We start from the raw sequence: 20,268 nt of genomic DNA, 5'->3' as shown, positions 1-20,268 counted from the left end.
TGACGCTCTGCGTCAGGCTTTGGGACGCGGAGCGTCCCGGGCTGCATTCCCACGCAGAGCGTGGGAACGATCAACCAGGCTTAAGGAAGGGTGATACGCCAGATGCCAAACGGGGTATGGGGCTCAAGCCGCATCCACTGGGTCTTGCCGTACCAGGTCCAGCGATGGCCGTTCATCAAATCTTCGCCCTGGGTCTGGGCATCGTCCGGCAGGCCCAGCTCCCACAGCGGCAGTTCGAAGTGGGCTTCCTGCGCATTGAACGGGTCGAGGTTGACCGCCACCAGAATGAAGTTGCTGCCATCGGCACTGCGCTTGCCGAAGTACAGGATGTTGTCGTTCCAGGCGTTGTAGAGCTTCAAGCCCAAGTGCGTCTGCAGGGCCGGGTTTTGCCGGCGGATGCGGTTGAGCTGGGCGATTTCGGCAATGATGTTGCCCGGCGCGGTGAAATCCCTGACGCGGATCTCGTATTTTTCCGAGTCGAGATATTCCTCTTTCCCCGGTACCGGCGCGGCTTCGCACAACTCAAAGCCTGAATACATGCCCCACAGGCCCGAGCCCATGGTGGCCAGCGCGGCGCGGATCAGAAAGCCCGGGCGACCTGACTGGTGCAGGAAACCAGGGTTGATATCCGGGGTATTCACAAAAAAGTTCGGCCGGTAGCACTCGCGCCACGGCGATTGATTCAATTGCGTCAGGTATTCACTCAGCTCCGCCTTGGTATTGCGCCAGGTGAAGTATGTGTAGCTCTGGGAATAGCCCACCTTTCCAAGGCGCGCCATCATCGCCGGCGTGGTAAAGGCTTCCGCGAGAAACACCACATCGGGGTGCCTAGCGCGTACGTCACTGATCAACCATTGCCAGAATGGCAGCGGCTTGGTGTGCGGGTTGTCGACGCGAAAGGTCTTCACGCCCTCCTCCACCCAGGCCACCACGATGTCACGCAGTTCAGTCCACAGGCTCGGGATGGCATCGGCCGCATAAAAGTCGACGTTCACGATGTCCTGGTACTTTTTCGGCGGGTTTTCCGCGTATTTGATCGTGCCGTCCGGGCGCCAGTTGAACCAGCCGGGGTGCTGTTTGAGCCACGGGTGGTCCTGGGAGCACTGGATAGCAAAGTCCAGGGCGATTTCCAGCCCGTGGTCGGCAGCGGCCTTGACCAGGCGGCGGAAGTCATCGCGACTGCCCAGTTGCGGGTGAATGGCTTCGTGGCCACCGTCTTCGCTGCCAATGGCATAGGGGCTGCCGGGATCATCCGGACCGGCCGTCAGGGAGTTGTTGGGACCTTTACGATGGCTGCGCCCGATGGGGTGGATCGGCGGAAAGTACAGCACGTCAAAGCCCATGTCGTGGATCATCGACAGCCGCGAGTGCACGTCATTGAAAGTACCGTGGCGCGCAGGATCGTCGGTGATCGAGCGCGGAAACAGCTCATACCAGCTGGCAAACTGCGCAGCGGTGCGTTCCACATCGATCGGGTAGACCGTGCTGATACTCAAATAGGCGCGATGGTCGGCCTGGGTCATCAGGTGTGCACTGTCATCGTGCAGAAACAGCGCGACCTGCTCGGTTTCCAGCAATCCCGAGAGCTCGTGGTGCAGCAGCATCAAGCGGTCACGCAGTTCGTTATCGCTGCGCTCGGCGGCCTGCAGCACCAGGCTGCGGCCCTCCTGCAATTCCAGGCTGACCGGCACACCGGCCTCGTGTTTTTTGCGCAGCTCATAACAGAAACTGGCGAAGGTATCGATCCACGCTTCAATGCAAAACTCGTGGGGGCCCTGAGTGGTCACGGTGAACGTGCCCTCCCAGCCATTGTTGCCCACGTCGGCCATCACCACGCTGTGCCAGCTTTCGTCCTGCAAGGGGCGCCAGCGAATCAGCACGGCCAGCTTGTCATGACCATCGGCGAACACTTTGCTGGTGACGTTGACGGGCTGGCCGACCACGGCCTTGACGGCGAATTCACCGCCGTCGATCACCGGCATGGTGCTTTCAATCGCGATCCTGGGCAGCAATAGCGCCTGGGACAATGGCAAAACGGAATCTTCTGGAGTCAGTGTTTCAGCTGTCATCGAGCATCTTCCCCTTACGCCCTGTGGACGCTCTCTGCTTGATCCGAATTCTGAGGCGGCAGTGCTCTCCCTGAGCAAGGCCGTAATAGGTCCGAGCCTGCACGCGGTTTAAAAGTTCAGGTGAATATGCCGCCATCCGGCGGGGAATCAATTGGCCTGCACGGATGTCCACCGCTAGAGCAAAGCACAAAGGAGGCCACACCGATGAATATCCCGATCCCGGCGGAAACCCCTGACCCGAATATCGACAATCCGACCCTGCCGCCCAGCGAGCCCGAACCGGTTCCGGAGAAGGAACCGCCTGAAAACGAGCCGCCACCAGTGGAGGAGCCACCGACGACCATGCCGCCGGTGATTGTTTGAAATAAGCCTGACTTTCCCGCAAGCCTCTGGTTTGCGGGCAAGTACTACGGAAACGTCCTACTTGCGCAAAAGAGAGCTCTTAGATCTAGGCAGGGGCTTGCTATCAGAGAATCAACTCGCGTGGACCCAAGGCCGGCATTTGACTTGACAGGGTCCTTATTCAATCACCATGCGAGTATTGATCATGCCGATAACCCCGTTGTCCCCTCCTCCCTTCATTGCGCAATCGCCCGCCACCCCTGCAAAAAAACAGCCCGACGCGCGGCCCCATGTGAGTCCGCCGCTCAGGAATCCGGCGCCCTCTGAACCCGCAAACAGCGAACCGCTGAGCGCTCCCTCCAGTGCCGAGCCCTCGGCAGAGGCTCAGGAAAAAATTGATCGAATTTCCACACTGCTTGAGCGTAGTCACCTCATCCAGATGATGAGCACGCCGAACGCGCGGGGAACCCGTGAAGATCTGAAGGAGATCCGTGAGTTGCTGAGTGAGGACTCGCTGCGCACCCTGACCTCCGATTCCGGGGAACTGACGAAGCTGAAGCGGGACATCGGCCAGGGGTTGAGCGAGAAAAACCTGCGCAATCTGCAACGTGAGGCGGCCGTGGGGCCGAACCCCGAACAGTTCCACCACCACCTGTCCAACACCGATCACGACGTGCCATGGCGCGGCGCTCTACAGATGCGGGCCGAGCAACGCAAGGAAGACCACCGGATCAACCAGCGCTCCCGACTGTGTGAGTCACTGTGCCAGCGCCTGATTGCCATTGGCCAGCCCTATCGGCCGCCCGAGCCTGAAACCACACCGGACCAGCGCGCGGGAACAGATGATAAAAAACCTGAAAACACCCACGGGGTGCGCCCCAAAACGGCCCCTCAGGTTCAAACCGTCCATCGCGAACGGGCACCCGGCGAAATCAACCCGACGCTCAAACGCATTGATGAACTGCTCAGCCGGCAGAGTCTCGTGAATATCCTGCGCGCCCCGGACTCTGCGCAAAGCGTACAAAGCATTGAGGAACTCACCGGGTTGTTGAGTGAAGCCTCTCTCAATGCCTGGAACCAAGACACGCGCGTACAGGAACGACTCAAGGACCGGGTCCGCCAAGTCATTTCCAGGGAGAATCTCGACACGTTGCGGCGCGAAGAAAACATTGCTGTCGAGCCGCAGTTACAGGCAGGCGCGGCAAGTTAATCGGAGCCAAGCCATTGCCTGAAAAACGCGGGATAACCCCGCGAGAGGGCCGCAGGCTCAGCCCTCCTTATCCAGCCGTTTTACGATCCACGGCATCACGCTGAACACCGCCAGCGCCAGCAAGGTGCTGAGCACCGCCGTCGATTCACGCCCCATGCCCGCCACCCCGATGGCGGCGGTCATCCACAGACCGGCCGCGGTGGTCAGGCCTTTGACGTGCTGCCCCTCCTCGTCCTCCTTGCCCTTGAGAATCGTCCCCGCGCCCAGAAAACCGATGCCTGCAATCACCCCTTGCAGCACACGGCTCATGGCATCGGCCTGGCTGCCGGACATCTGCGGCACCAGCACGAACAAGGCTGCGCCCAACGCCACCAGCATATGGGTACGCACCCCGGCAGCCTTGCCTTTGTGCTCTCGCTCAAACCCCAGAATACCGCCCAGGGTTGCCGCGATCAGCAAGCGCACGGTGATTTGGGTGAGTTGTTTGGCATCACCGATGTCGGCGAACTCGGCTTGCAGGGTTTGCCAGACTTCATGCCACCAGGCGTCCATGGAAACAGTCCTTTTTCAGTACGGTTAAAGCATGGACAGCAGCGACCGTCAGTCAGTTGCCTGGAACCCCTGCACCTCACCCTCCCCTAACCTTCATAGCCCATGAACAAGGAGAACGGCATGCCTCTGCGTATTGAAAACCAACTGTGTTACTTCACGCTCGACGACAATGGCCAGGAACAGAGCGTGCCGGCGACCCGGGTCAATATCGTGACCGACCTCGACAAATCCATGTCCTACGTGGAGTTGGCGGCAAAACGGATCTACATCACTGAAGCCGAAGCTGACGCGCTGACGGTCGCCGGCGCCCACGACGGCCGCCAGCATGTAAAGGCCGAAGAACCTGGTTCGCTGATTTGATTGATCTGCATCAGCCGCTCTGAATTAGCGCTGTGCCCCTGCTGCCGCGGGGTGCAGCACACTGTCGCAGGCGGGTGCCCCGGCGTTATCTGATCTGCTTTTTATAGCCCTAGCTGAGTCTGTTATGAGATCAGCACGGCGCTCATAGTGCATTGGCCTGATGGAGGCTGATGAGCGAACGACCATGAGCGAAAGAATCCCAACCGTGGACACCTTTGAGCCCATTCATTCAAAGAAAATGAAGGCCAAAGGCAGCGACCACCTGATCCATACCCGCAGTTTCACCGGGCTGTTTCGCACCCTGCGTGTCAGCGGCGCCGGTGTACTGTTCCTGGCTTTTTTCGGCACCGTGTGGCTGAACTGGGGCGGGCGCCAAGCCGTGCTGTGGGACTTGGCCGAGAGCAAATTCCATATCTTCGGCGCCACCTTCTGGCCCCAGGATTTCATTCTGCTCTCGGCACTGTTGATCATCTGCGCTTTCGGCTTGTTCGCCATGACCGTATTCGCCGGCCGTGTCTGGTGTGGCTACACCTGCCCGCAAAGCGCCTTCACCTGGCTGTTCATGTGGTGTGAAAAGGTCACGGAAGGCGAACGCAACCAACGCATCAAACTGCACGCGGCACCCTGGAACCTGAACAAACTGCTGCGGCGCTCGGCCAAACACACGTTGTGGCTGGGCATCAGCGTGCTGACCGGGCTGACCTTTGTCGGCTACTTCACGCCTATCCGCCCACTCGCCGCTGAACTCCTGACCTGGCAGTTGGGCGGCGTCAGCCTGTTCTGGGTGCTGTTTTTCACCGCCGCCACTTACCTCAACGCCGGCTGGCTGCGTGAAGCGGTGTGCATGCATATGTGCCCGTACGCACGGTTCCAAAGCGTGATGTTCGACAAAGACACCCTGACCATTTCCTACGACGCCGCACGCGGCGAGCACCGTGGCCCGCGCAAGCGCGAGGTCAACCCTGCAAACGTCGGTCTGGGGGATTGCATCGACTGCCAACTCTGCGTGCAGGTCTGCCCCACCGGTATCGACATCCGCGACGGCCTGCAAATGGAATGCATCGGCTGCGCCGCCTGCATCGATGCCTGTGATTCAATCATGGACAAAATGGGCTACGCCCGTGGCCTGGTCAGCTACACCAGTGAACATCAACTGCAGGGCGGCAAAACCCGGCTGCTCAGGCCGCGCCTGATCGGCTACAGTGCCGTGTTGCTGGTGATGATTGCAGCGCTGGTGGTGGCCTTGATCGAACGGCCGATGGTTTCGCTGGACGTCACCAAGGACAGGGGGCTGTTCCGCGAGAACAGCCTGGGGCAGATCGAAAACATCTACAGCCTGAAAGTCATCAACAAAACCCAGCAACACCAGGACTACCGCGTGGCACTGGTGGACGCCGACGGCTTTCAGTTGCAGGGCAAAACCGCCATCAGCCTGGCGCCCGGAGAAATCAGCGATGTACCGGTGTCGGTGGTGTTGCTGGCCGACAAACCTGCGAGCAGCTCGCAGACCCTGCGGTTCAAGGTCACCGACGTGGACGAACCCTGGATCTTCAGCGCCGCCGACAGCCGTTTTGTGGCACCGATGATTCACTGACCAATGAAGTTCAACTGTGGGAGCTGGCTTGCCTGCGATAGCGGTGGGCCAGTTGATAAACCCGCAAGCTGACACACCGCTATCGCAGGCAAGCCAGCTCCCACAGTGTGTTGTGCGTCCATTCTAAAAACGTTAATCAGGCCACCATGAAACGCTACGAAAAATTTGCCGATGACATTGCAGAACTGATCCGCTCCGGCGTACTCGGGCCGGGCGAGCGCGTGCCGTCGGTGCGCTATGCCAGCCAGACCTATGGCGTCAGCCCGTCCACCGTGTTCCAGGCGTATTACCTGCTGGAGCGACGCGGCCTGATCCGCGCCAGGCCGCGCTCGGGCTACTTCGTCAACAGCCACGCACCCAGTCCGTTTTCAGAGCCGGTGGCCAGCGAACAGGTGCATGAGTCCACGGAAGTCGACGTAAGCGAGCTGGTGTTTTCGGTCCTCGACTCCATCAAGGACCCCAACACTGTGCCATTCGGCTCGGCGTTCCCCAGCCCCATGCTGTTTCCGTTGCCGCGCCTGGCCCGTTCGCTGGCCAGTGCCAGTCGCGACATGGACCCGCGCCTGGTGGTCACCGACATGTCGCCGGGAAACCCGCAACTGCGCCGGCAAATCGCCCTGCGTTACATGGTCGGCGGACTGATGCTGCCCATGGAAGAATTGCTGATTACCAACGGCGCCCTCGAGGCGTTGAACCTGTGCCTGCAAGCGGTGACCGAGCCCGGCGACCTGGTGGCCATCGAAGCCCCGGCGTTTTATGCCTGCCTGCAAGTGCTGGAGCGCCTGAAACTCAAGGCCGTGGAAATACCCGTGCACCCGCGCGAAGGAATCGACCTCAACGCACTGGCGCAAAGCCTTGAGCGCTACCCGATCAAAGCCTGCTGGACCATGACCAGCTTCCAGAACCCCATGGGGGCCACGCTGCCGGAAGCGAAGAAACAGGCGCTGGTAGAATTGCTGCGCAGCCATCAGGTGCCCCTGATCGAGGACGACGTTTACGCCGAACTGTATTACGGCCAACAAGCGCCCAAACCGGCCAAGGCCTTTGATACCGAGGGGCTGGTGATGCATTGCGGGTCGTTTGCCAAGAGCCTGGCGCCGGGTTATCGCGTGGGCTGGGTGGCCGCCGGGCGGTTCGCGCAAAAGGTCGAGCGCTTGAAGCTGATGACCTCGTTGTGCCCGTCCATGCCGGCCCAGGCGGCGATTGCCGACTACCTGCAGCACGGTGGTTACGACCGCCACCTGCGTAGATTGCGCTATGCGCTGGAAGAGCAGCAAAGCGCGATGCTGGCCGCGATTGCCCGTTACTTCCCGGCGCAAACGCGCGTCAGTCAGCCCGCTGGCGGGTATTTCCTGTGGCTGGAGTTGCCCGAGCAAACTGACTCGTTGAAGGTGTTCCAGATGGCCCTGGCCCAAGGCATCAGCATCGCGCCGGGGCCGATTTTCTCGGCGACCCGGCGTTTCAGAAACTGCATGCGTCTGAACTATGGCAGCCCGTGGACGGAGGCATCCGAGAAAGCGATGGAAACGTTGGGGCGGATTGTGCGGTCGTTCTAGGCGTGGCGGTTTCTTGATACATAACGGGCGGAACAGTGGTGCCCTGCGCACCACTCATACGCACCTTGTATCGAGTCGAACACCCTATGCACATTCACCCGCTCCCCGTACCGCCCCACTACTTCACAGGCGAGGACCGCACCGAAAACAACTGGCTTCAGGCACCCACTGCGCAACAAGGACGCCCGCCGGGTGACCAGCGCAACGCCCGGCAAATCATCAACGCCAACCCGGCTCTGAAAAACCTGCTGAAGCGGCGCGACAGTTACCCGACAACTGATTTGCTCAAGCGACAAGTGGGCGATTGGACATCCGCCAACCCCAATGCACAAAAACGCGCCGATGCGGCCTACGACCTCGCCCGCGTACTCAACTACATCGACAATGTGAATGACCGCAAAGTCGGCAACAGCGAAAGCCGTGACGGCAAAATCAATGGCTTTCACAACGCCGGCCATTCCACCCGAAAAAACTCCGAAGCCCGCCTTCTGGTCGCGTTTGCTGAAAAAGGCTACGAAGTACTCGCAAACCTCGGACGTTAATCAGCACACCTCATCGCCCGCCACCCAAATCCAGGAACGTCCCGGTGGTGTAGGAGGCCCTGTCGGACAATAGCCAGATAATCGCTTCCGCCACTTCATCGGGGCGCCCGCCACGGGCCATCGGGATGCCGGATTCCAGCTTGCTGACCCGGTCCGGGTCGCCGCTCAGGGCATGGAAATCGGTAAAAATGTAACCAGGGCGCACCGCGTTGACGCGAATCCCCTCGCCCGCCACTTCTTTCGACAGGCCAATGGTGAAGGTGTCCAGCGCGCCCTTGGAGGCGGCGTAGTCAACGTACTCACCCGGCGAGCCCAGGCGTGCCGCCACCGACGATACATTGACGATACTGCCGCCCTGCCCGCCGTGCCTTGGCGACATGCGCAGCACCGCGTGCTTGGCACACAGGATCGGGCCCAGCACGTTGGTCTTCATGATCTTCAGGATGCGGAATTCAGACATCTCGTCCACCCGCGACTTGTGCCCCACCGTCCCGGCATTGTTAACCAGCGCAGTGACGCGGCCCAGCTCGGCGTCGACCCGATTGAACAGGGTGATCACTTCATCTTCGATACTGACATCGGCGCGCACTGCAATGGCCTGCGCACCCAGCGCACGCACCTGCTCGAGCACGCTGTGGGCAGCGTTTTCGTCGGACTGGTAATTGATGCAGATCCGATAGCCCTGACGCGCGGCCAGCAACGCCGTTTCGGCGCCAATCCCACGGCTGCCCCCGGTGATGATGACGACTTTGTCCATGCGTGCGGTCTCCTGATTCAACCTGATGTTTATGGCTGGATCCAAGAATACCCGTCACCTGCGGTTTTTGTCAGGCACCGCGGCGAATTCGGCGCGCTGAATGTCGGCCATGAAGCCGTCGGCCGGCAGCGGGTGCCCCAGCAGATAGCCTTGCAGGGAATTGCATCCCAGCCGGGTCAGAAAATGCTGCTGCACATTGGTTTCCACCCCTTCGGCGACGATGCGCAACCCCAGCGCCTGGCCGAGGGCCACAATCGCCGAAACAATCGCGGCGTCGTCACTGTCGTGTTCCAGGTCGCGAACAAACCCGCGGTCAATCTTCAGCTCATTGGCCGGCAGGCGCTTGAGGTACATCAGGCTCGAATACCCGGTGCCGAAGTCATCGATGGACAGGTCCACGCCCATGTCAGACAGCTGCTGCAGCACCGTCATGCTCGCGTCGGCATCGCTCATGGCTGTGGTTTCGGTGATCTCCAGCGTCAGGTTATTGGCCGGCAACCGATGGCGCTCCAACGCCGCCGCAACACTGTTGACCAACCCCGCGTGGCAGAACTGCAACGCCGACAAATTCACCGCGATGCGCCACTCTTCATAACCCTGTGCGTACCACAGGGCCATCTGGCGGCAGGCTTCGTTGAGTACCCATTCGCCAATCGGGATGATCAGCCCGGTTTTTTCCGCCAGCTCGATAAACGTCGCGGGCAATAACAGCCCCTGTTGTGGATGCTCCCAGCGCAACAAGGCTTCGGCGCCGACCGCAATGCCACTGGCTGCGTCGAACTTGGGCTGGTAATACAAACGCAGTTGCCCCTGCTCCACCGCGTTGCGCAAGTCCTGCAGCAGTTGCAGTTGTTTGCGCGCATTGGTGTTCATCGACACATCAAAGAAGCTGTAACCGTTCTTGCCCATGCCCTTGGCGTGATACATCGCCGCGTCAGCATTCATCAGCAGGTCCTGAGGGTTGCTGCCGTTGCCGGGAAACATCGCGATACCAATGCTCGCGGAAATCTTCAGCTCATGCTCGGCCACCTTGAACGCCCGGTTGATCAGGCCGACCTGACGCTCGGCCAGGCCCATGGCATCGTCTGGCTGACTCAACTGCACCAGCAACACGAATTCGTCGCCGCCGATACGCGCCAGGGTGTCCTGGCTGCGCAAATCCTCGCGCAGGCGCAGGCCGACTTCGCGCAGCAATTGGTCGCCCATATGGTGCCCGAAGGCATCGTTGACCGGTTTGAAACCATCCAGGTCGATAAACATCAGGGCGAAGCAACCGCCCTGCTCCATCACCGCCTGAATCGCCTGTTGAATGCGGTCGGCCAGCAAGGTGCGATTCGGCAGGCCGGTGAGCATGTCGTGCAGGGCCAGATGGGTCAGTTCCTGGTTGGCCAGGGTCAGGGAGTCGGCCAGTACGGCGGTGCGCGCTTCCAGGCGGGCGTCGAGCAACGAGGTCAATAATGCAATGACCAGCACCGCCAGCGAGGTCACCAGCACCAGGTTGTCCAGGCCCTTGCCGCTCAGGCCGGTCAGCGCCGCGCCGCAAAAGCTGTCATCGGCAAACTGCGCCGCCGCCATGCCGGTGTAGTGCATACCGACGATGGCAATGCCCATCACCACCGCCGCGCCGCCCCGTGCCAGGCGCACGTAAGGGGTATTGCGCCGCAGGTTGAAAGCGATCCATAGCGCCGCGCCCGAGGCCACCACGGCGATCAACAACGAGGCGCCAAACAGCGTCGGGTCATAGTCGATGCCCGGCGTCATGCGCATCGCCGCCATGCCTGTGTAATGCATGCTGCTGATGCCCGCGCCCATGATCAGCGCGCCAACCCCCAGTTGCCACACCGGCAGGCGCGGCTGGTTCACCAGCCACAACGCAAAGCCGCAGGACAACACCGCGATCAACAGCGACAGCGCGGTAATGCCCAGGTCAAACCCCAGGGCAAACGGCAGCCGCAGGGCCAGCATGCCGATAAAGTGCATGGACCACACGCCCACGCCCATCGCCAATGCGCCGCCGGTCATCCACATATAGACCGCACGACCTTTGGCGGTCGCGATGCGGCCGGCCAGGTCGAGGGCGGTGTAGGATGCCAGTATCGCGACACACAGGGAGATCACGACAAGCGAGGGAGAATAGCTACCGATCAGCATGGGACTTCTCAAAACCGACGGGCCTGAAAAGCCCGTGTCAGGTGGCAAAGCGGGCGATTGTAGCGAGAATAATTCTTGGGCAGTTGATTAATTATCAAGGGGCCATTAGTGGCGTTTTGACGTCAAATTGCCGACTGTCAATGCTGTCGTTTTCAACGGTTTTAACCTGGTCCGCGACGACGTGGGTCGCGCACATTAATGCTCACAATTTCCCGCGATCACTTCGCCGGCAAACGCCCGGCGCACAAAGCCGGTTGAATCTGCGAGAGAGCCGTTGACCGTGCCGGAATGATCCAGCTCCGGGTAAAAATGCCATTCGATCCTGTCCCCCGCTTTGCAGGCATCGCGCACCAGCGCTTTTTGCCCCGGCACGAACACGTCGCGGTCCTTGCCGCCGGTACCCAGAAATACGGGAATATCGGTTTTCAACGTGGGATACGCCGACTGCTGATTGACTTGATCCAGCGCGGCCCTGGGCGAACGTTTGAAGCTGGTGTTGAAGGTCAGCCTGTCGGCCACCACGCGCTGCTCGATGGCGTGCAGGCAGTCTTCCTGGCTGGCCTTGAAGGCTGGCAGTGCCTGTTCAGTGAGGTAATCGGCCGGTACAAAAGAAGGATCGAGCAGGCTCGCGGTGCTCAGACGCAGCAGGTTGTAGGCAAAGGTCGGCACCACTGAGCGCCGGGCGTTGTCCAGTTCCGTGCTTTGACCTTGCGGGCGCGTCGACGCATAGGGCGTGCCCGTGGCCACCACGCCGACAAGGTTCACCTGCGGCGCATACGCCTTGGCCGAAACCGCCGTGGCGAATGCCGCGCGGCCGCCCTGGGACTGGCCGAATACCACCACGCGTTTGGACAGATTGAAACGCGGGTCACTCACGGCGCGAATGCTGTCCAGCACACCGTACGCCAGTGGCCGGGTGAGCCCGTAAGGGTGCAAGCCGGGAGTACCAAGGCCCTGATAGTCGGTTGCAACAATCGCATAGCCCTGGTTCAGCCAGTAGTTGAGGTAGCGCGTGTCTCGCGGGCTGCGTGCGTTCAATGACGGTGCGCACCGGTCGGCGCTGCCCACCGTGCCATGGGCCCACGCCATCAAAGGCCAACCACCCTGTGGTGCTGTGCCCCTGGGCAGGAACAACGCGCCGGACACGATGATCGGCGTGCGGTTATCGAGCCCGTCGGTGGAGCTGTAGAGGATTCGCAAGTTCTGCGCCGCCTCGGCCAGGCTTTGCTGCACGGTCAGGGCTTCGCTGCGCAACAAAACGCCGGGCTGGGCGGGCACGGGGCCGGTCCAGGTGTAAAAGCCGTCGGCAGCGCTGCTACTGCCTGCAATCAGTACACACAGCAATGCCCAACCGCGCCTCAACAATCACCACCCTTCCTTCAACATGCGCAGCTCGAGGTGCTGCAACAGCATGATGGTTTTACCGTCGGCAATCTCGCCGCTGTGCACCATGGCCAGCGCCTGTTCGAAGCCAAGCTCCAGCACTTCAATATCTTCGCCCTCTTCCTCCAGGCCACCGCCGGCGCTGACCCTGTCGCCCGGTTGGTATTCGCCGATAAAGAAGTGAATGCGCTCGGTCACCGAGCCCGGGCTCATGAACGCGGCGTAGATTTTTTCCACATGGCCAACGCGGTAACCGGTTTCTTCTTCGGCTTCCAGGCGGATGCGTTCTTCGGGGCTGGCGTTGTCCAGCAAACCGGCGGCAGTTTCGATCAGGTAGCCGGGGTAATCATTGACGAACGTGGGCATGCGGAACTGGCGGATCAACAACACGGTGCGTTGAACGCGGTTGTACAGCAGGATGGTCGCACCGTTGCCGCGGTCATACACCTCGCGGGTCTGGGCTTGCCAGCTGCCGTCCCGGCGGCGCAGGTCGAAGCTGTATTTTTTCAGCAGGTACCAATTGTCCGAGAGTGTTTCCTCGGCAGTGATGCGAACGGGGCTGGTGTCCATGATCGGGCCTTTGCTCAAAGGAGCGCGAGCATGTCGCGCCCGCGAGCCAGGCGTCAAGGGCGTAACGCTGCAACACTTTGCAAGAGATACCCGTGAACGGCTGTCGAATTAATTCCTGCCCGCGCAGGCCATCTGGTAAAACCCCTGCTTCGCTTTTGTTCCGGAACCTTCATGTCCTCTCGTTTTCTGTCCCGCCTGGGCCTGCGCTGGTTTCCCCTGCTGTGCATGGCCATTCTGGTTGTCGGCCTGCCGGTGGGTTGCGCCGTGCTGCAGCACAAAGAGCGCGAGCTGGTGTTTCGCATCGAGCCGGGCACGGCCAGTTGGTACAACGGCTTGCCGAAAGCCGTGCAGGAATTCGACCTCAAGCCCGCCACGTTCAAATCCGGGCAGAACATCCATGCCTGGTGGTACCCCGCAGACAAGAAAGACGCGCCCGCCATCCTTTACCTGCATGGCGTGCGCTGGAACCTCACCGGGCAGTTTTTCCGTATCGAGCAATTACACGCGCTGGGCTATTCGGTACTGGCGATTGACTATCGCGGCTTCGGCCAAAGCCACGGCGACTTGCCTTCCGAAGCCACGGTGTATGAAGACGCGCGCGTGGCCTGGGAACGCTTTCAGGTGCTGCAACCCGACCCGGAAAAACGCCTGATCTACGGGCATTCTCTGGGCGGCGCCGTGGCCATCGACCTCGCCGCCGAACTGAGCCGGCAGACGCCCGTTCCCGTGCGCGGGCTGGTGATCGAGTCCACGTTCACTACACTCGGCGATGCCGCCGCCGCGGTGGCCAACACGTCATTGCCGGTGCGCTGGTTGCTGTCGCAGAAATTCGATTCCATCGACAAGATGGCCGAGGTGCACATGCCGCTGCTGGTGGTCCACGGCCTGGCCGACCAGTACATTCCGCCGCGTTTCAGCCAGCAACTGTTTGAAGCCGCCAGGGAACCCAAACGGCTGTTACTCGTGCCCGGCGCCACCCACAACAACAGCATGAGCCTGGCCGGTCGCAGTTATGGCCAGGCACTCGACAATTTGCTGCGCGCCAGGCTGCCGGCCCGGGTTGTCACGCACTCCACAGGCCGTGACGGCGCCTCATAAAACTACTTTTCGGCACCGGGTTCGCGCTTGGCTGTCAAGCGCAAACCCTGCCCATACTGGCCCGCGCCGAAAGTTGATCAAATATTAACCTTTGGTTAAATCGCCATACCTGCCGGGGTCCAGCAAAGTTATCCACAGAGATACCCACGGTTTTCGTGGACAACTCTTTTTACTTTTTTACGATTTTTTTGCTCAGCAAACCCCTGTTGGAAAGGTGCCCGGCAGCAAAATATCGCGATTCACATCGCGTATATCGTTATACCCACACAACGCCATCGACACGTCCAGTTCGCGGGCAATGATGTCCAGCGCCCTGGTCACTCCCGCCTCGCCCATGGCCCCCAGCCCATACAAATGCGGGCGGCCGATCATGGTGCCTTTGGCGCCCAGCGCCATTGCCTTGAGCACGTCCTGGCCGGAGCGAATGCCGCCGTCGAGCCACACTTCTATCCTGTCGCCCACTGCCTCAACAATCGCCGGCAGTTGGCTGATGCTCGAAGGGGCCCCATCGAGCTGACGGCCACCGTGGTTGCTCACCACCAGGGCATCGGCGCCGGAATCGGCTGCCAGGCGCGCGTCTTCCACATCCAGAATGCCCTTGATGATCAGCTTGCCCCCCCAGCATTGCTTGATCCATTGCACATCGTCCCAACTCAGGCGCGGGTCGAACTGCTGCGCGATCCACGACGACAACGAACTCATGTCCGCCACGCCGCTGACGTGCCCCACGATATTGCCGAAACCACGGCGCCGGGTGCCGAGCATGCCCATCACCCAGCGCGGTTTGGTGGCCATGTTGAGGATATTCGGCAGGGTCAGTTTGGGCGGCGCCGACAGGCCGTTGATCAAGTCCTTGTGACGCTGCCCGAGAATCTGCAAGTCCAGGGTCAACACCAGCGCATCCACCCCCGCGACTTTTGCGCGTTCGATCAATCGTTCCATAAACGGGCGATCGCGCATCACATACAGCTGGAACCAGAACGGCTGGCCGACCTGTTCGGCGATGTCTTCCAGAGAGCAGATGCTCATGGTCGACAAGGTGTAGCGCAGGCCAAACGCGGCGGCGGCGCGGGCGGTAAGAATCTCGCCATCGGCGTGTTGCATGCCGGCCAGGCCAGTCGGTGCCAGGGCCACAGGCATGGCCATGTCCTGGCCGATCATGCTCGCGCGGAGGGAGCGTTGATCGATGTTGCGCGCCACACGCTGGCGGAATTTGATACCGGCGAAATCACTTTCGTTGGCCCGGTAGGTGCTTTCAGTCCAGGAGCCGGAATCGGCATAGTCGTAAAACATCCGTGGGACACGTTTTTGCGCGAGTTTGCGTAAATCTTCGATGGTTGTGATCAACGTCATCGGGTCACCTCTCCCTGAACTGAAAACAGAGAGTAACCGCCCATCGGGCGCGCAACCAGCCATTGCGTTTAGTTTGATTGCGGCATAACCTCGCACAAACCCGCAAAAAGACGCACAACCATGCATAACACTCATCAAGCCGTTGACCTGCCTTCGCTGCGCAAACAGAAAATCCTGTTGCTGCTGGAGCGTGACGGCAAAGTCACCGCATCGGAGCTGGTCGAGCATTTTGCCGTGTCCCAGGACACCATCCGCCGTGACCTCGGCGAACTGGCCGCCGCTGGCTTACTGCAGCGCGTACACGGCGGCGCCCTGCCCCGGCCCAAAGACACCGGCAAGGATTTCTTCACCCGCGTCGGCGAAACCGACGACGCCAAGCGCCGCCTCGCGCAACTGGCTGCCGATCGCGTGGAAGACGGCCAGATCGTGTTGTTCGACTCCGGCTCCACCACGCTGCGAATCGCCCAGTCGTTGCCCCGGGAGATCCGCCTGACGGTGGTGACCGCGTCGCCGATGATCGCCATCGCCCTGGCCGACCACACCCATGTGAAAGTGATTCTGGCCGGTGGCCAGCTCAACCCGGCCACCTTGTCCACGGGCGGCCAGGAGGCCATCCGCTTGATCCAGAGCGTCAAGGCCGACCTGCTGTTCACCGGCGTGTGCGCCTTGCACCCGCAAATCGGCATTACTTCGCTGCACTTCGACGAGGTCGCAGTCAAGCAAGCCTTGCTCGAGAGTGCTTCCCACGTAGTAGCGGTGACCATGGCCGACAAGCTGGGGGCGGTGGAGCCTTTTGTGGTGGCGCCGTGCGAGCGCATTCACACGCTGATCACCGAGTGGCATGTGCCGAGTGTCGAACGGTATGAGCAGTTAGGCCTGGAGGTGCTGCGGGTCGAGGTTTAATAACGACAGGGCATCGGCGACTGCATGGCCACTGGCCGTGTTGTCAAACACGCACCAGGTTGTGACGCCTTCGCCAGCGGACGACTGAAGCCGTTGCGCCAACGCCTGCACGCGGTCGGGGCCGTAGGCACTGTGGTAAATACGCGGCGATCCATGCAGGCGCCAATAGCGCACACCTTGCCAACCAGCGGGCACATCAGCGCCTTCGAACACGGGCGGATCCGCCGCCACGCGGCCTATCTGGAAGTCTTGCAAAACAGCATCGGCCTTCAACCAACTGGCATGGCGCGGCTCAATGACCACTGCGCCCACAAAGCGTTGGCGTAACTCGGCAAAGAAAGATGCAGCCACAGCGGGCTCGAAACCAGAGGAAGGTGGCAGCTGGACCAGCAAGCAGCCCAGTTTTTCCTTAAGTGGCAGGCATTGCTCCAGGAACTCACGCAGTGCCGTTTCACACGCCTGCAAACGCAGTTCGTGAGTGATGAGCCGGGGCAACTTGACCGAAAAACGAAACGCCGACGGTACCGACTGCGCCCAGCGTTGGTAGGTTTTCGGCTGATGCGGGCGATAGAACGAGGTGTTGATTTCAACCGCATTGAATCGCGAAGCGTAGCGCTGCAAGTGAGTGCCTTCCCGGGTGAATGCCGGCCATTGTTCACGCGGCAAACTCCAACCCGCACACCCGACATACAACAACCCACTCAAAACAGCACCGCAGCCGCATCACGCATGAAAATCTCGATGGTTTTGGGGCCTATACCGTCAAATTCGCCAAGACGTTTTTCGAAATCCTGACGGTCTTCGCTGGCATCACGCATGTGCGTAATCTTGCCCGCGTACTCGGCGTTCAACTTGGCGCTCAGGTCAAGCAGGCGTTGCGCTGTAGTTTCGTCATAGCGCACGTAGTGCGCGCGCCCGAGCATCGCCACCAGTTCGCGCGCGGTGCAATGTTGCAGCTTGCGCGCGGTGTCTCGGCCTTCTTCTTCCACAATGACGCGGTACGCCTGGGCAGCGATCGGCGCCTGAATTCGCTTGCCCATCAGGAAGCTCGCGAGGAACCACTTGAACAGGCTGGCGTCATCCAGAGGCTTGAGTGCAATACCCAATTCAGACGCCGTAATGGACCGGGCCATGCTCAATGCCCCAACTTGCGCTCAGCCTTGGCGGCCTGCTCGTTGATCGCGTCTGTCTCGCGCTGCGTCTCCTTGATTGACGTGGGTGTCAGCACTTTGTCGACGGTTTCCGTCTTGGGGTTCGCATGCTCAAGGGTTTGGCCTCTGGAAGCTTTCCCTGTGCCTTTCTGCGCCTCTTCAGAGCTGATGGGGTCCGGGGTTTTGTCAGGTTTTTTGTGGGACGTCATGGTGTGGCTCCAGTCAGTTAAAAGCCTGCAAAAAATGGCAGGCGCCTATGCAGCAGAGCCCGCGGGATTTGGATAGTTCAAGGAAATTGCACCGTGTACCCGCCGGAGAAATAAGCACGAATTAATTTAAACCTTTTGCATCGGCGCCCCCTCAACACTCAGGTAACGGCATCACGCCTCTTTCAAGGAGCGACACCATGAAGACTCTGCTGATCAAACAAATGGGCCTGACCTTCGTACTGGTTGCAGGCTCGATTTCCACGGCGATGGCGGCCACGTCCAACGCCTTCGTAGACGATGCGGCTCAGGGCGGCATCACTGAGGTTGAAGCGGGCAAACTCGCACTGGAAAAAAGCAGCTCGGCTGACGTGAAAACGTTTGCCCAGCACATGGTCACCGACCACACCAAGGCCAATGAGGAATTGGCGGCCCTGGCAAAAAAACTCGACATTGAAGTACCGGACGACGCCGCGCTGACGGACAAGGCCAAAAAGGCCATCCTCGAAATGCGGGATGAATCGTTCGACAAGGCCTATGCCAATAACCAGGTGGTCGCCCACGAAAAAACCGTTGAATTGTTCAAGAAAGAAGCCGCCTCCTCGGACAACGCCGAGCTGAAAGCTTTCGCCACCAAAACCCTGCCGACCCTTGAAGCCCACTTGAAAATGGCCAAGGAGCTGCAAGCCAAATACGCCCATTAATTCAATCCGCCCCAAGGAGACATTCGACCATGAGTTCGCAACTCGACGGCAAGAAAATCCTCATCATCACGTCCAATACCGGTATTGAACGCGACGAACTGGTCAAACCGCTGGAAGCGCTGCGCGCCCTGGGCGCGAGCGTGACCCATGCTTCCAGCAAAGGCGGCACCACCCAGACCTTCGTCGGCGACACCGAGAAGGACAAGACGGTAGAATCCGACGCCATAGTGTCAGACATATCCGGTGCCGACTTCGACGCGTTGGTGATCCCCGGCGGCACCGTCAATGCCGACACCTTGCGTCAGGACGCGGCGGCCCTGAAGTTGATCAATGAGTTCGTCAAGGCGGGCAAAACCGTGGCCGCCATTTGCCACGGCCCCTGGGCATTGATCGATGCGGGCGTGATTGAGGGCAAGACCCTGACCTCATACAAGAGCGTGCGTACTGACCTGGTCAATGCCGGCGCGGCCGCGTGGGTCGATGCCGAGGTCAAGGAGTGCAAGGCCAATGGCTGGACCCTCATCACCTCTCGCACACCGGACGATTTGCCGGCGTTCAATGCGGCGCTTGCAAAGGCTGTCGCTGGCTGAGTTGATGACGCAAAACGTAAACAGGCGCCCTTGGGCGCCTGTTTTTTTATCCTGGCTTTTAGCCTCTGCGGCTATCCGCCATCTCGCGTTTGGGCCCGAACATCGCCCACGCGATCAGCCCGAACAGCGGCACAAAAATCAGAATGATCAGCCACAGTCCTTTGGTCTCCCAGCCACCGGTGCTGCGTAACACAATGTTGATCGCCCACAATTCCAAGAGCAGCAAAATTACCGCCAAACCGATCCAGACATATTCTATTTGCATGCTTCACCTCCTGAGGTCTTACGAGTTAGGTCAAGAGATTGGCGCGAGGGTTCATTAAAAATTTTCGCCCTCACCGCTCGTCGTGTCGGGGCGAGGCTTTTCAAACTTTGATCTGCAGGGCGCACTCACAATTAAGCGGGGCCACGGTTTGGCCCTGCTTGATCATCCGTCCCCGCGACAGGAGATTGCGTCATGAAGACCAAAATGACCCGAAGGATTGTGCTCGTCATCGGCCTGTCAGCCCTGCTGACCGGCCCCGCCCTCGCCGCGTTCGGCGACGCCGTAGCTCCCAGTTCCTTGAGTGGCAACAGCGTGCCAGGCTCGGCCTTGCCACCCGGCACCTACCCCAGCAGCCCCGCTGATGGCGATAAAAAGGCCGACACTGCGCCCAAGGAAAAGGCCGCCACGTCAGGCGCTTCCGGCAAGCAGCAGGCGACCCCGAAAAAGCCAAAGAAAGCCAAACCGCGCTCCGACAGCTAAGGACTCAAGGGGGTGTGATTGCGTCGAAACGTGCTCGCGCCTCGCGGAAACCGTCGGCGTTTTCCACCACCCAGTTCCACAGCGGAAACATGTTGACCAGCAGCTGAGTGCCCAACGCCGACAGTTCGTATTCGACTTTGGGCGGCACTTCGGCGAAGTCATGGCGCAGCACCAGGCCGTCGCGTTCGAGCTGGCGCAAGGTGCGGGTCAGCATGCGTTGCGTCACGCCCTGCATGCGTCGGCCGATCTCGGCGTGACGCAGGCGCCCGTTCACTCCCAGCACATGCACGATACCCAATGACCAGCGGTTGCCGGCGTGGGTCAGCACGTCGCGTTTGAGGCCGTCATCGTCCGCGCTCAGCGCATCGCAGGCGGCTTGCGAACGGCGGATGATTTCGTGGTTATCCATGGTCTGCTCCCGGTATCACGGGT

Annotated in this window: 23 protein-coding genes; 11 read left to right on the top strand and 12 right to left on the bottom strand. The window is 60.5% G+C overall.

Going from position 1 to position 20,268, the window contains the following annotated elements; all coding sequences use genetic code 11:
* Positions 1 to 80 precede the first annotated feature (80 nt).
* Entirely contained in the window at positions 81 to 2,069 is a 1,989-nt protein-coding gene (locus ATI14_RS21110; protein ID WP_016969051.1) for an alpha-1,4-glucan--maltose-1-phosphate maltosyltransferase, read from the bottom strand.
* A 204-nt stretch (positions 2,070 to 2,273) separates the two neighbouring features.
* On the opposite strand from ATI14_RS21110, the gene ATI14_RS31445 reads away from it, so the two are divergent.
* Positions 2,274 to 2,432 carry a hypothetical protein gene (locus tag ATI14_RS31445; protein WP_016969052.1) on the top strand — a complete coding sequence of 53 codons (159 nt, stop codon included), beginning with the start codon at positions 2,274 to 2,276 and terminating at the stop codon, positions 2,430 to 2,432.
* Positions 2,433 to 2,616: 184 nt separating this feature from the next.
* Complete coding sequence (locus tag ATI14_RS21105) at positions 2,617 to 3,621, top strand: hypothetical protein (protein ID WP_231124413.1); 1,005 nt, start codon at positions 2,617 to 2,619, stop codon at positions 3,619 to 3,621.
* A 57-nt stretch (positions 3,622 to 3,678) separates the two neighbouring features.
* Here ATI14_RS21105 and ATI14_RS21100 read toward each other — a convergent pair whose 3' ends face one another.
* Complete coding sequence (locus ATI14_RS21100) at positions 3,679 to 4,173, bottom strand: MgtC/SapB family protein (RefSeq protein ID WP_080520099.1); 495 nt, start codon at positions 4,171 to 4,173, stop codon at positions 3,679 to 3,681.
* A gap of 120 nt (positions 4,174 to 4,293) precedes the next feature.
* Here ATI14_RS21100 and ATI14_RS21095 point away from each other — a divergent pair, with 120 nt between their 5' ends.
* The 4 genes from ATI14_RS21095 to ATI14_RS21080 all read left to right on the top strand — a co-directional run bounded on the left by ATI14_RS21095 (position 4,294) and on the right by ATI14_RS21080 (position 8,225).
* Positions 4,294 to 4,533 carry a DUF3203 family protein gene (locus tag ATI14_RS21095; RefSeq protein WP_016969055.1) on the top strand — a complete coding sequence of 80 codons (240 nt, stop codon included), beginning with the start codon at positions 4,294 to 4,296 and terminating at the stop codon, positions 4,531 to 4,533.
* A 184-nt stretch (positions 4,534 to 4,717) separates the two neighbouring features.
* Positions 4,718 to 6,127, top strand: a complete 1,410-nt coding sequence (ccoG, locus tag ATI14_RS21090) for a cytochrome c oxidase accessory protein CcoG (protein ID WP_016969056.1) — start codon at positions 4,718 to 4,720, stop codon at positions 6,125 to 6,127.
* Positions 6,128 to 6,273: 146 nt separating this feature from the next.
* The gene (mapR, locus tag ATI14_RS21085; protein WP_016969057.1) at positions 6,274 to 7,683 is read left to right on the top strand and encodes a GntR family transcriptional regulator MpaR; all 1,410 of its coding nucleotides are present in this window, start codon (positions 6,274 to 6,276) and stop codon (positions 7,681 to 7,683) included.
* An 86-nt stretch (positions 7,684 to 7,769) separates the two neighbouring features.
* Complete coding sequence (locus ATI14_RS21080; RefSeq protein WP_016969058.1) at positions 7,770 to 8,225, top strand: hypothetical protein; 456 nt, start codon at positions 7,770 to 7,772, stop codon at positions 8,223 to 8,225.
* A gap of 10 nt (positions 8,226 to 8,235) precedes the next feature.
* Here the strand turns inward: ATI14_RS21080 and ATI14_RS21075 are convergent, their stop codons facing one another.
* The 4 genes from ATI14_RS21075 to ATI14_RS21060 all read right to left on the bottom strand — a co-directional run bounded on the left by ATI14_RS21075 (position 8,236) and on the right by ATI14_RS21060 (position 13,086).
* Entirely contained in the window at positions 8,236 to 8,982 is a 747-nt protein-coding gene (locus ATI14_RS21075) for an SDR family oxidoreductase (protein WP_016969059.1), read from the bottom strand.
* A 54-nt stretch (positions 8,983 to 9,036) separates the two neighbouring features.
* Positions 9,037 to 11,133, bottom strand: coding sequence for a putative bifunctional diguanylate cyclase/phosphodiesterase (locus ATI14_RS21070; protein WP_016969060.1), 2,097 nt, complete (start codon positions 11,131 to 11,133; stop codon positions 9,037 to 9,039).
* 195 nt (positions 11,134 to 11,328) lie between these two features.
* Entirely contained in the window at positions 11,329 to 12,495 is a 1,167-nt protein-coding gene (locus ATI14_RS21065) for a lipase family protein (RefSeq protein ID WP_370590078.1), read from the bottom strand.
* 3 nt (positions 12,496 to 12,498) lie between these two features.
* Positions 12,499 to 13,086, bottom strand: a complete 588-nt coding sequence (locus tag ATI14_RS21060) for an NUDIX domain-containing protein (RefSeq protein ID WP_026083225.1) — start codon at positions 13,084 to 13,086, stop codon at positions 12,499 to 12,501.
* A 171-nt stretch (positions 13,087 to 13,257) separates the two neighbouring features.
* Between ATI14_RS21060 and ATI14_RS21055 the strand changes: the two genes are divergently transcribed.
* Entirely contained in the window at positions 13,258 to 14,184 is a 927-nt protein-coding gene (locus tag ATI14_RS21055) for an alpha/beta hydrolase (RefSeq protein WP_016969063.1), read from the top strand.
* A gap of 192 nt (positions 14,185 to 14,376) precedes the next feature.
* Here the strand turns inward: ATI14_RS21055 and ATI14_RS21050 are convergent, their stop codons facing one another.
* The gene (locus ATI14_RS21050; RefSeq protein ID WP_016969064.1) at positions 14,377 to 15,537 is read right to left on the bottom strand and encodes an alpha-hydroxy acid oxidase; all 1,161 of its coding nucleotides are present in this window, start codon (positions 15,535 to 15,537) and stop codon (positions 14,377 to 14,379) included.
* 120 nt (positions 15,538 to 15,657) lie between these two features.
* Here ATI14_RS21050 and ATI14_RS21045 point away from each other — a divergent pair, with 120 nt between their 5' ends.
* Positions 15,658 to 16,440: a DeoR/GlpR family DNA-binding transcription regulator gene (locus ATI14_RS21045; RefSeq protein ID WP_016969065.1), complete on the top strand. Its 783-nt coding sequence runs from the start codon at positions 15,658 to 15,660 to the stop codon at positions 16,438 to 16,440.
* Here the strand turns inward: ATI14_RS21045 and ATI14_RS21040 are convergent.
* The 3 genes from ATI14_RS21040 to ATI14_RS21030 are packed head-to-tail and all read right to left on the bottom strand — an operon-like array spanning position 16,408 to position 17,800.
* On the bottom strand, positions 16,408 to 17,106 hold the full coding sequence (locus ATI14_RS21040) for a DUF72 domain-containing protein (RefSeq protein WP_016969066.1): 699 nt from the start codon (positions 17,104 to 17,106) through the stop codon (positions 16,408 to 16,410). The genes ATI14_RS21045 and ATI14_RS21040 overlap by 33 nt on opposite strands.
* A 35-nt stretch (positions 17,107 to 17,141) precedes the next feature.
* Complete coding sequence (locus ATI14_RS21035; protein WP_016969067.1) at positions 17,142 to 17,573, bottom strand: hypothetical protein; 432 nt, start codon at positions 17,571 to 17,573, stop codon at positions 17,142 to 17,144.
* Positions 17,574 to 17,575: 2 nt separating this feature from the next.
* Complete coding sequence (locus tag ATI14_RS21030; protein WP_016969068.1) at positions 17,576 to 17,800, bottom strand: hypothetical protein; 225 nt, start codon at positions 17,798 to 17,800, stop codon at positions 17,576 to 17,578.
* 197 nt (positions 17,801 to 17,997) lie between these two features.
* Here ATI14_RS21030 and ATI14_RS21025 point away from each other — a divergent pair, with 197 nt between their 5' ends.
* Together ATI14_RS21025 and ATI14_RS21020 are read left to right on the top strand one after the other, a co-directional pair.
* The gene (locus ATI14_RS21025; RefSeq protein ID WP_016969069.1) at positions 17,998 to 18,501 is read left to right on the top strand and encodes a DUF4142 domain-containing protein; all 504 of its coding nucleotides are present in this window, start codon (positions 17,998 to 18,000) and stop codon (positions 18,499 to 18,501) included.
* Between the two features lie 29 nt (positions 18,502 to 18,530).
* Positions 18,531 to 19,091, top strand: a complete 561-nt coding sequence (locus ATI14_RS21020) for a type 1 glutamine amidotransferase domain-containing protein (RefSeq protein WP_016969070.1) — start codon at positions 18,531 to 18,533, stop codon at positions 19,089 to 19,091.
* Positions 19,092 to 19,149: 58 nt separating this feature from the next.
* Here ATI14_RS21020 and ATI14_RS21015 read toward each other — a convergent pair whose 3' ends face one another.
* Positions 19,150 to 19,356 (bottom strand): PLDc N-terminal domain-containing protein, encoded by a 207-nt coding sequence (locus ATI14_RS21015; RefSeq protein WP_016969071.1) that lies wholly within the window; start codon positions 19,354 to 19,356, stop codon positions 19,150 to 19,152.
* A gap of 192 nt (positions 19,357 to 19,548) precedes the next feature.
* On the opposite strand from ATI14_RS21015, the gene ATI14_RS21010 reads away from it, so the two are divergent.
* Complete coding sequence (locus tag ATI14_RS21010) at positions 19,549 to 19,836, top strand: hypothetical protein (RefSeq protein ID WP_016969072.1); 288 nt, start codon at positions 19,549 to 19,551, stop codon at positions 19,834 to 19,836.
* A 4-nt stretch (positions 19,837 to 19,840) separates the two neighbouring features.
* Here ATI14_RS21010 and ATI14_RS21005 read toward each other — a convergent pair whose 3' ends face one another.
* Positions 19,841 to 20,245: a winged helix-turn-helix transcriptional regulator gene (locus ATI14_RS21005; protein ID WP_016969073.1), complete on the bottom strand. Its 405-nt coding sequence runs from the start codon at positions 20,243 to 20,245 to the stop codon at positions 19,841 to 19,843.
* Positions 20,246 to 20,268: the final 23 nt, after the last annotated feature.

Origin of the sequence: Pseudomonas tolaasii NCPPB 2192, assembly GCF_002813445.1 — a bacterium.
Lineage (GTDB): Bacteria > Pseudomonadota > Gammaproteobacteria > Pseudomonadales > Pseudomonadaceae > Aquipseudomonas > Aquipseudomonas tolaasii.
This window is presented reverse-complemented; position numbering and strand designations above follow the sequence as displayed.

Coding starts and splice junctions, on each gene's coding strand:
- ATI14_RS21110 (WP_016969051.1), bottom strand. CDS start 2,069: ATGACAGCTGAAACACTGACTCCAGAAGATTCCGTTTTGCCATTGTCC.
- ATI14_RS31445 (WP_016969052.1), top strand. CDS start 2,274: ATGAATATCCCGATCCCGGCGGAAACCCCTGACCCGAATATCGACAAT.
- ATI14_RS21105 (WP_231124413.1), top strand. CDS start 2,617: ATGCCGATAACCCCGTTGTCCCCTCCTCCCTTCATTGCGCAATCGCCC.
- ATI14_RS21100 (WP_080520099.1), bottom strand. CDS start 4,173: ATGGACGCCTGGTGGCATGAAGTCTGGCAAACCCTGCAAGCCGAGTTC.
- ATI14_RS21095 (WP_016969055.1), top strand. CDS start 4,294: ATGCCTCTGCGTATTGAAAACCAACTGTGTTACTTCACGCTCGACGAC.
- ccoG (WP_016969056.1), top strand. CDS start 4,718: ATGAGCGAAAGAATCCCAACCGTGGACACCTTTGAGCCCATTCATTCA.
- mapR (WP_016969057.1), top strand. CDS start 6,274: ATGAAACGCTACGAAAAATTTGCCGATGACATTGCAGAACTGATCCGC.
- ATI14_RS21080 (WP_016969058.1), top strand. CDS start 7,770: ATGCACATTCACCCGCTCCCCGTACCGCCCCACTACTTCACAGGCGAG.
- ATI14_RS21075 (WP_016969059.1), bottom strand. CDS start 8,982: ATGGACAAAGTCGTCATCATCACCGGGGGCAGCCGTGGGATTGGCGCC.
- ATI14_RS21070 (WP_016969060.1), bottom strand. CDS start 11,133: ATGCTGATCGGTAGCTATTCTCCCTCGCTTGTCGTGATCTCCCTGTGT.
- ATI14_RS21060 (WP_026083225.1), bottom strand. CDS start 13,086: ATGGACACCAGCCCCGTTCGCATCACTGCCGAGGAAACACTCTCGGAC.
- ATI14_RS21055 (WP_016969063.1), top strand. CDS start 13,258: ATGTCCTCTCGTTTTCTGTCCCGCCTGGGCCTGCGCTGGTTTCCCCTG.
- ATI14_RS21050 (WP_016969064.1), bottom strand. CDS start 15,537: ATGACGTTGATCACAACCATCGAAGATTTACGCAAACTCGCGCAAAAA.
- ATI14_RS21045 (WP_016969065.1), top strand. CDS start 15,658: ATGCATAACACTCATCAAGCCGTTGACCTGCCTTCGCTGCGCAAACAG.
- ATI14_RS21035 (WP_016969067.1), bottom strand. CDS start 17,573: ATGGCCCGGTCCATTACGGCGTCTGAATTGGGTATTGCACTCAAGCCT.
- ATI14_RS21030 (WP_016969068.1), bottom strand. CDS start 17,800: ATGACGTCCCACAAAAAACCTGACAAAACCCCGGACCCCATCAGCTCT.
- ATI14_RS21025 (WP_016969069.1), top strand. CDS start 17,998: ATGAAGACTCTGCTGATCAAACAAATGGGCCTGACCTTCGTACTGGTT.
- ATI14_RS21020 (WP_016969070.1), top strand. CDS start 18,531: ATGAGTTCGCAACTCGACGGCAAGAAAATCCTCATCATCACGTCCAAT.
- ATI14_RS21015 (WP_016969071.1), bottom strand. CDS start 19,356: ATGCAAATAGAATATGTCTGGATCGGTTTGGCGGTAATTTTGCTGCTC.
- ATI14_RS21010 (WP_016969072.1), top strand. CDS start 19,549: ATGAAGACCAAAATGACCCGAAGGATTGTGCTCGTCATCGGCCTGTCA.
- ATI14_RS21005 (WP_016969073.1), bottom strand. CDS start 20,245: ATGGATAACCACGAAATCATCCGCCGTTCGCAAGCCGCCTGCGATGCG.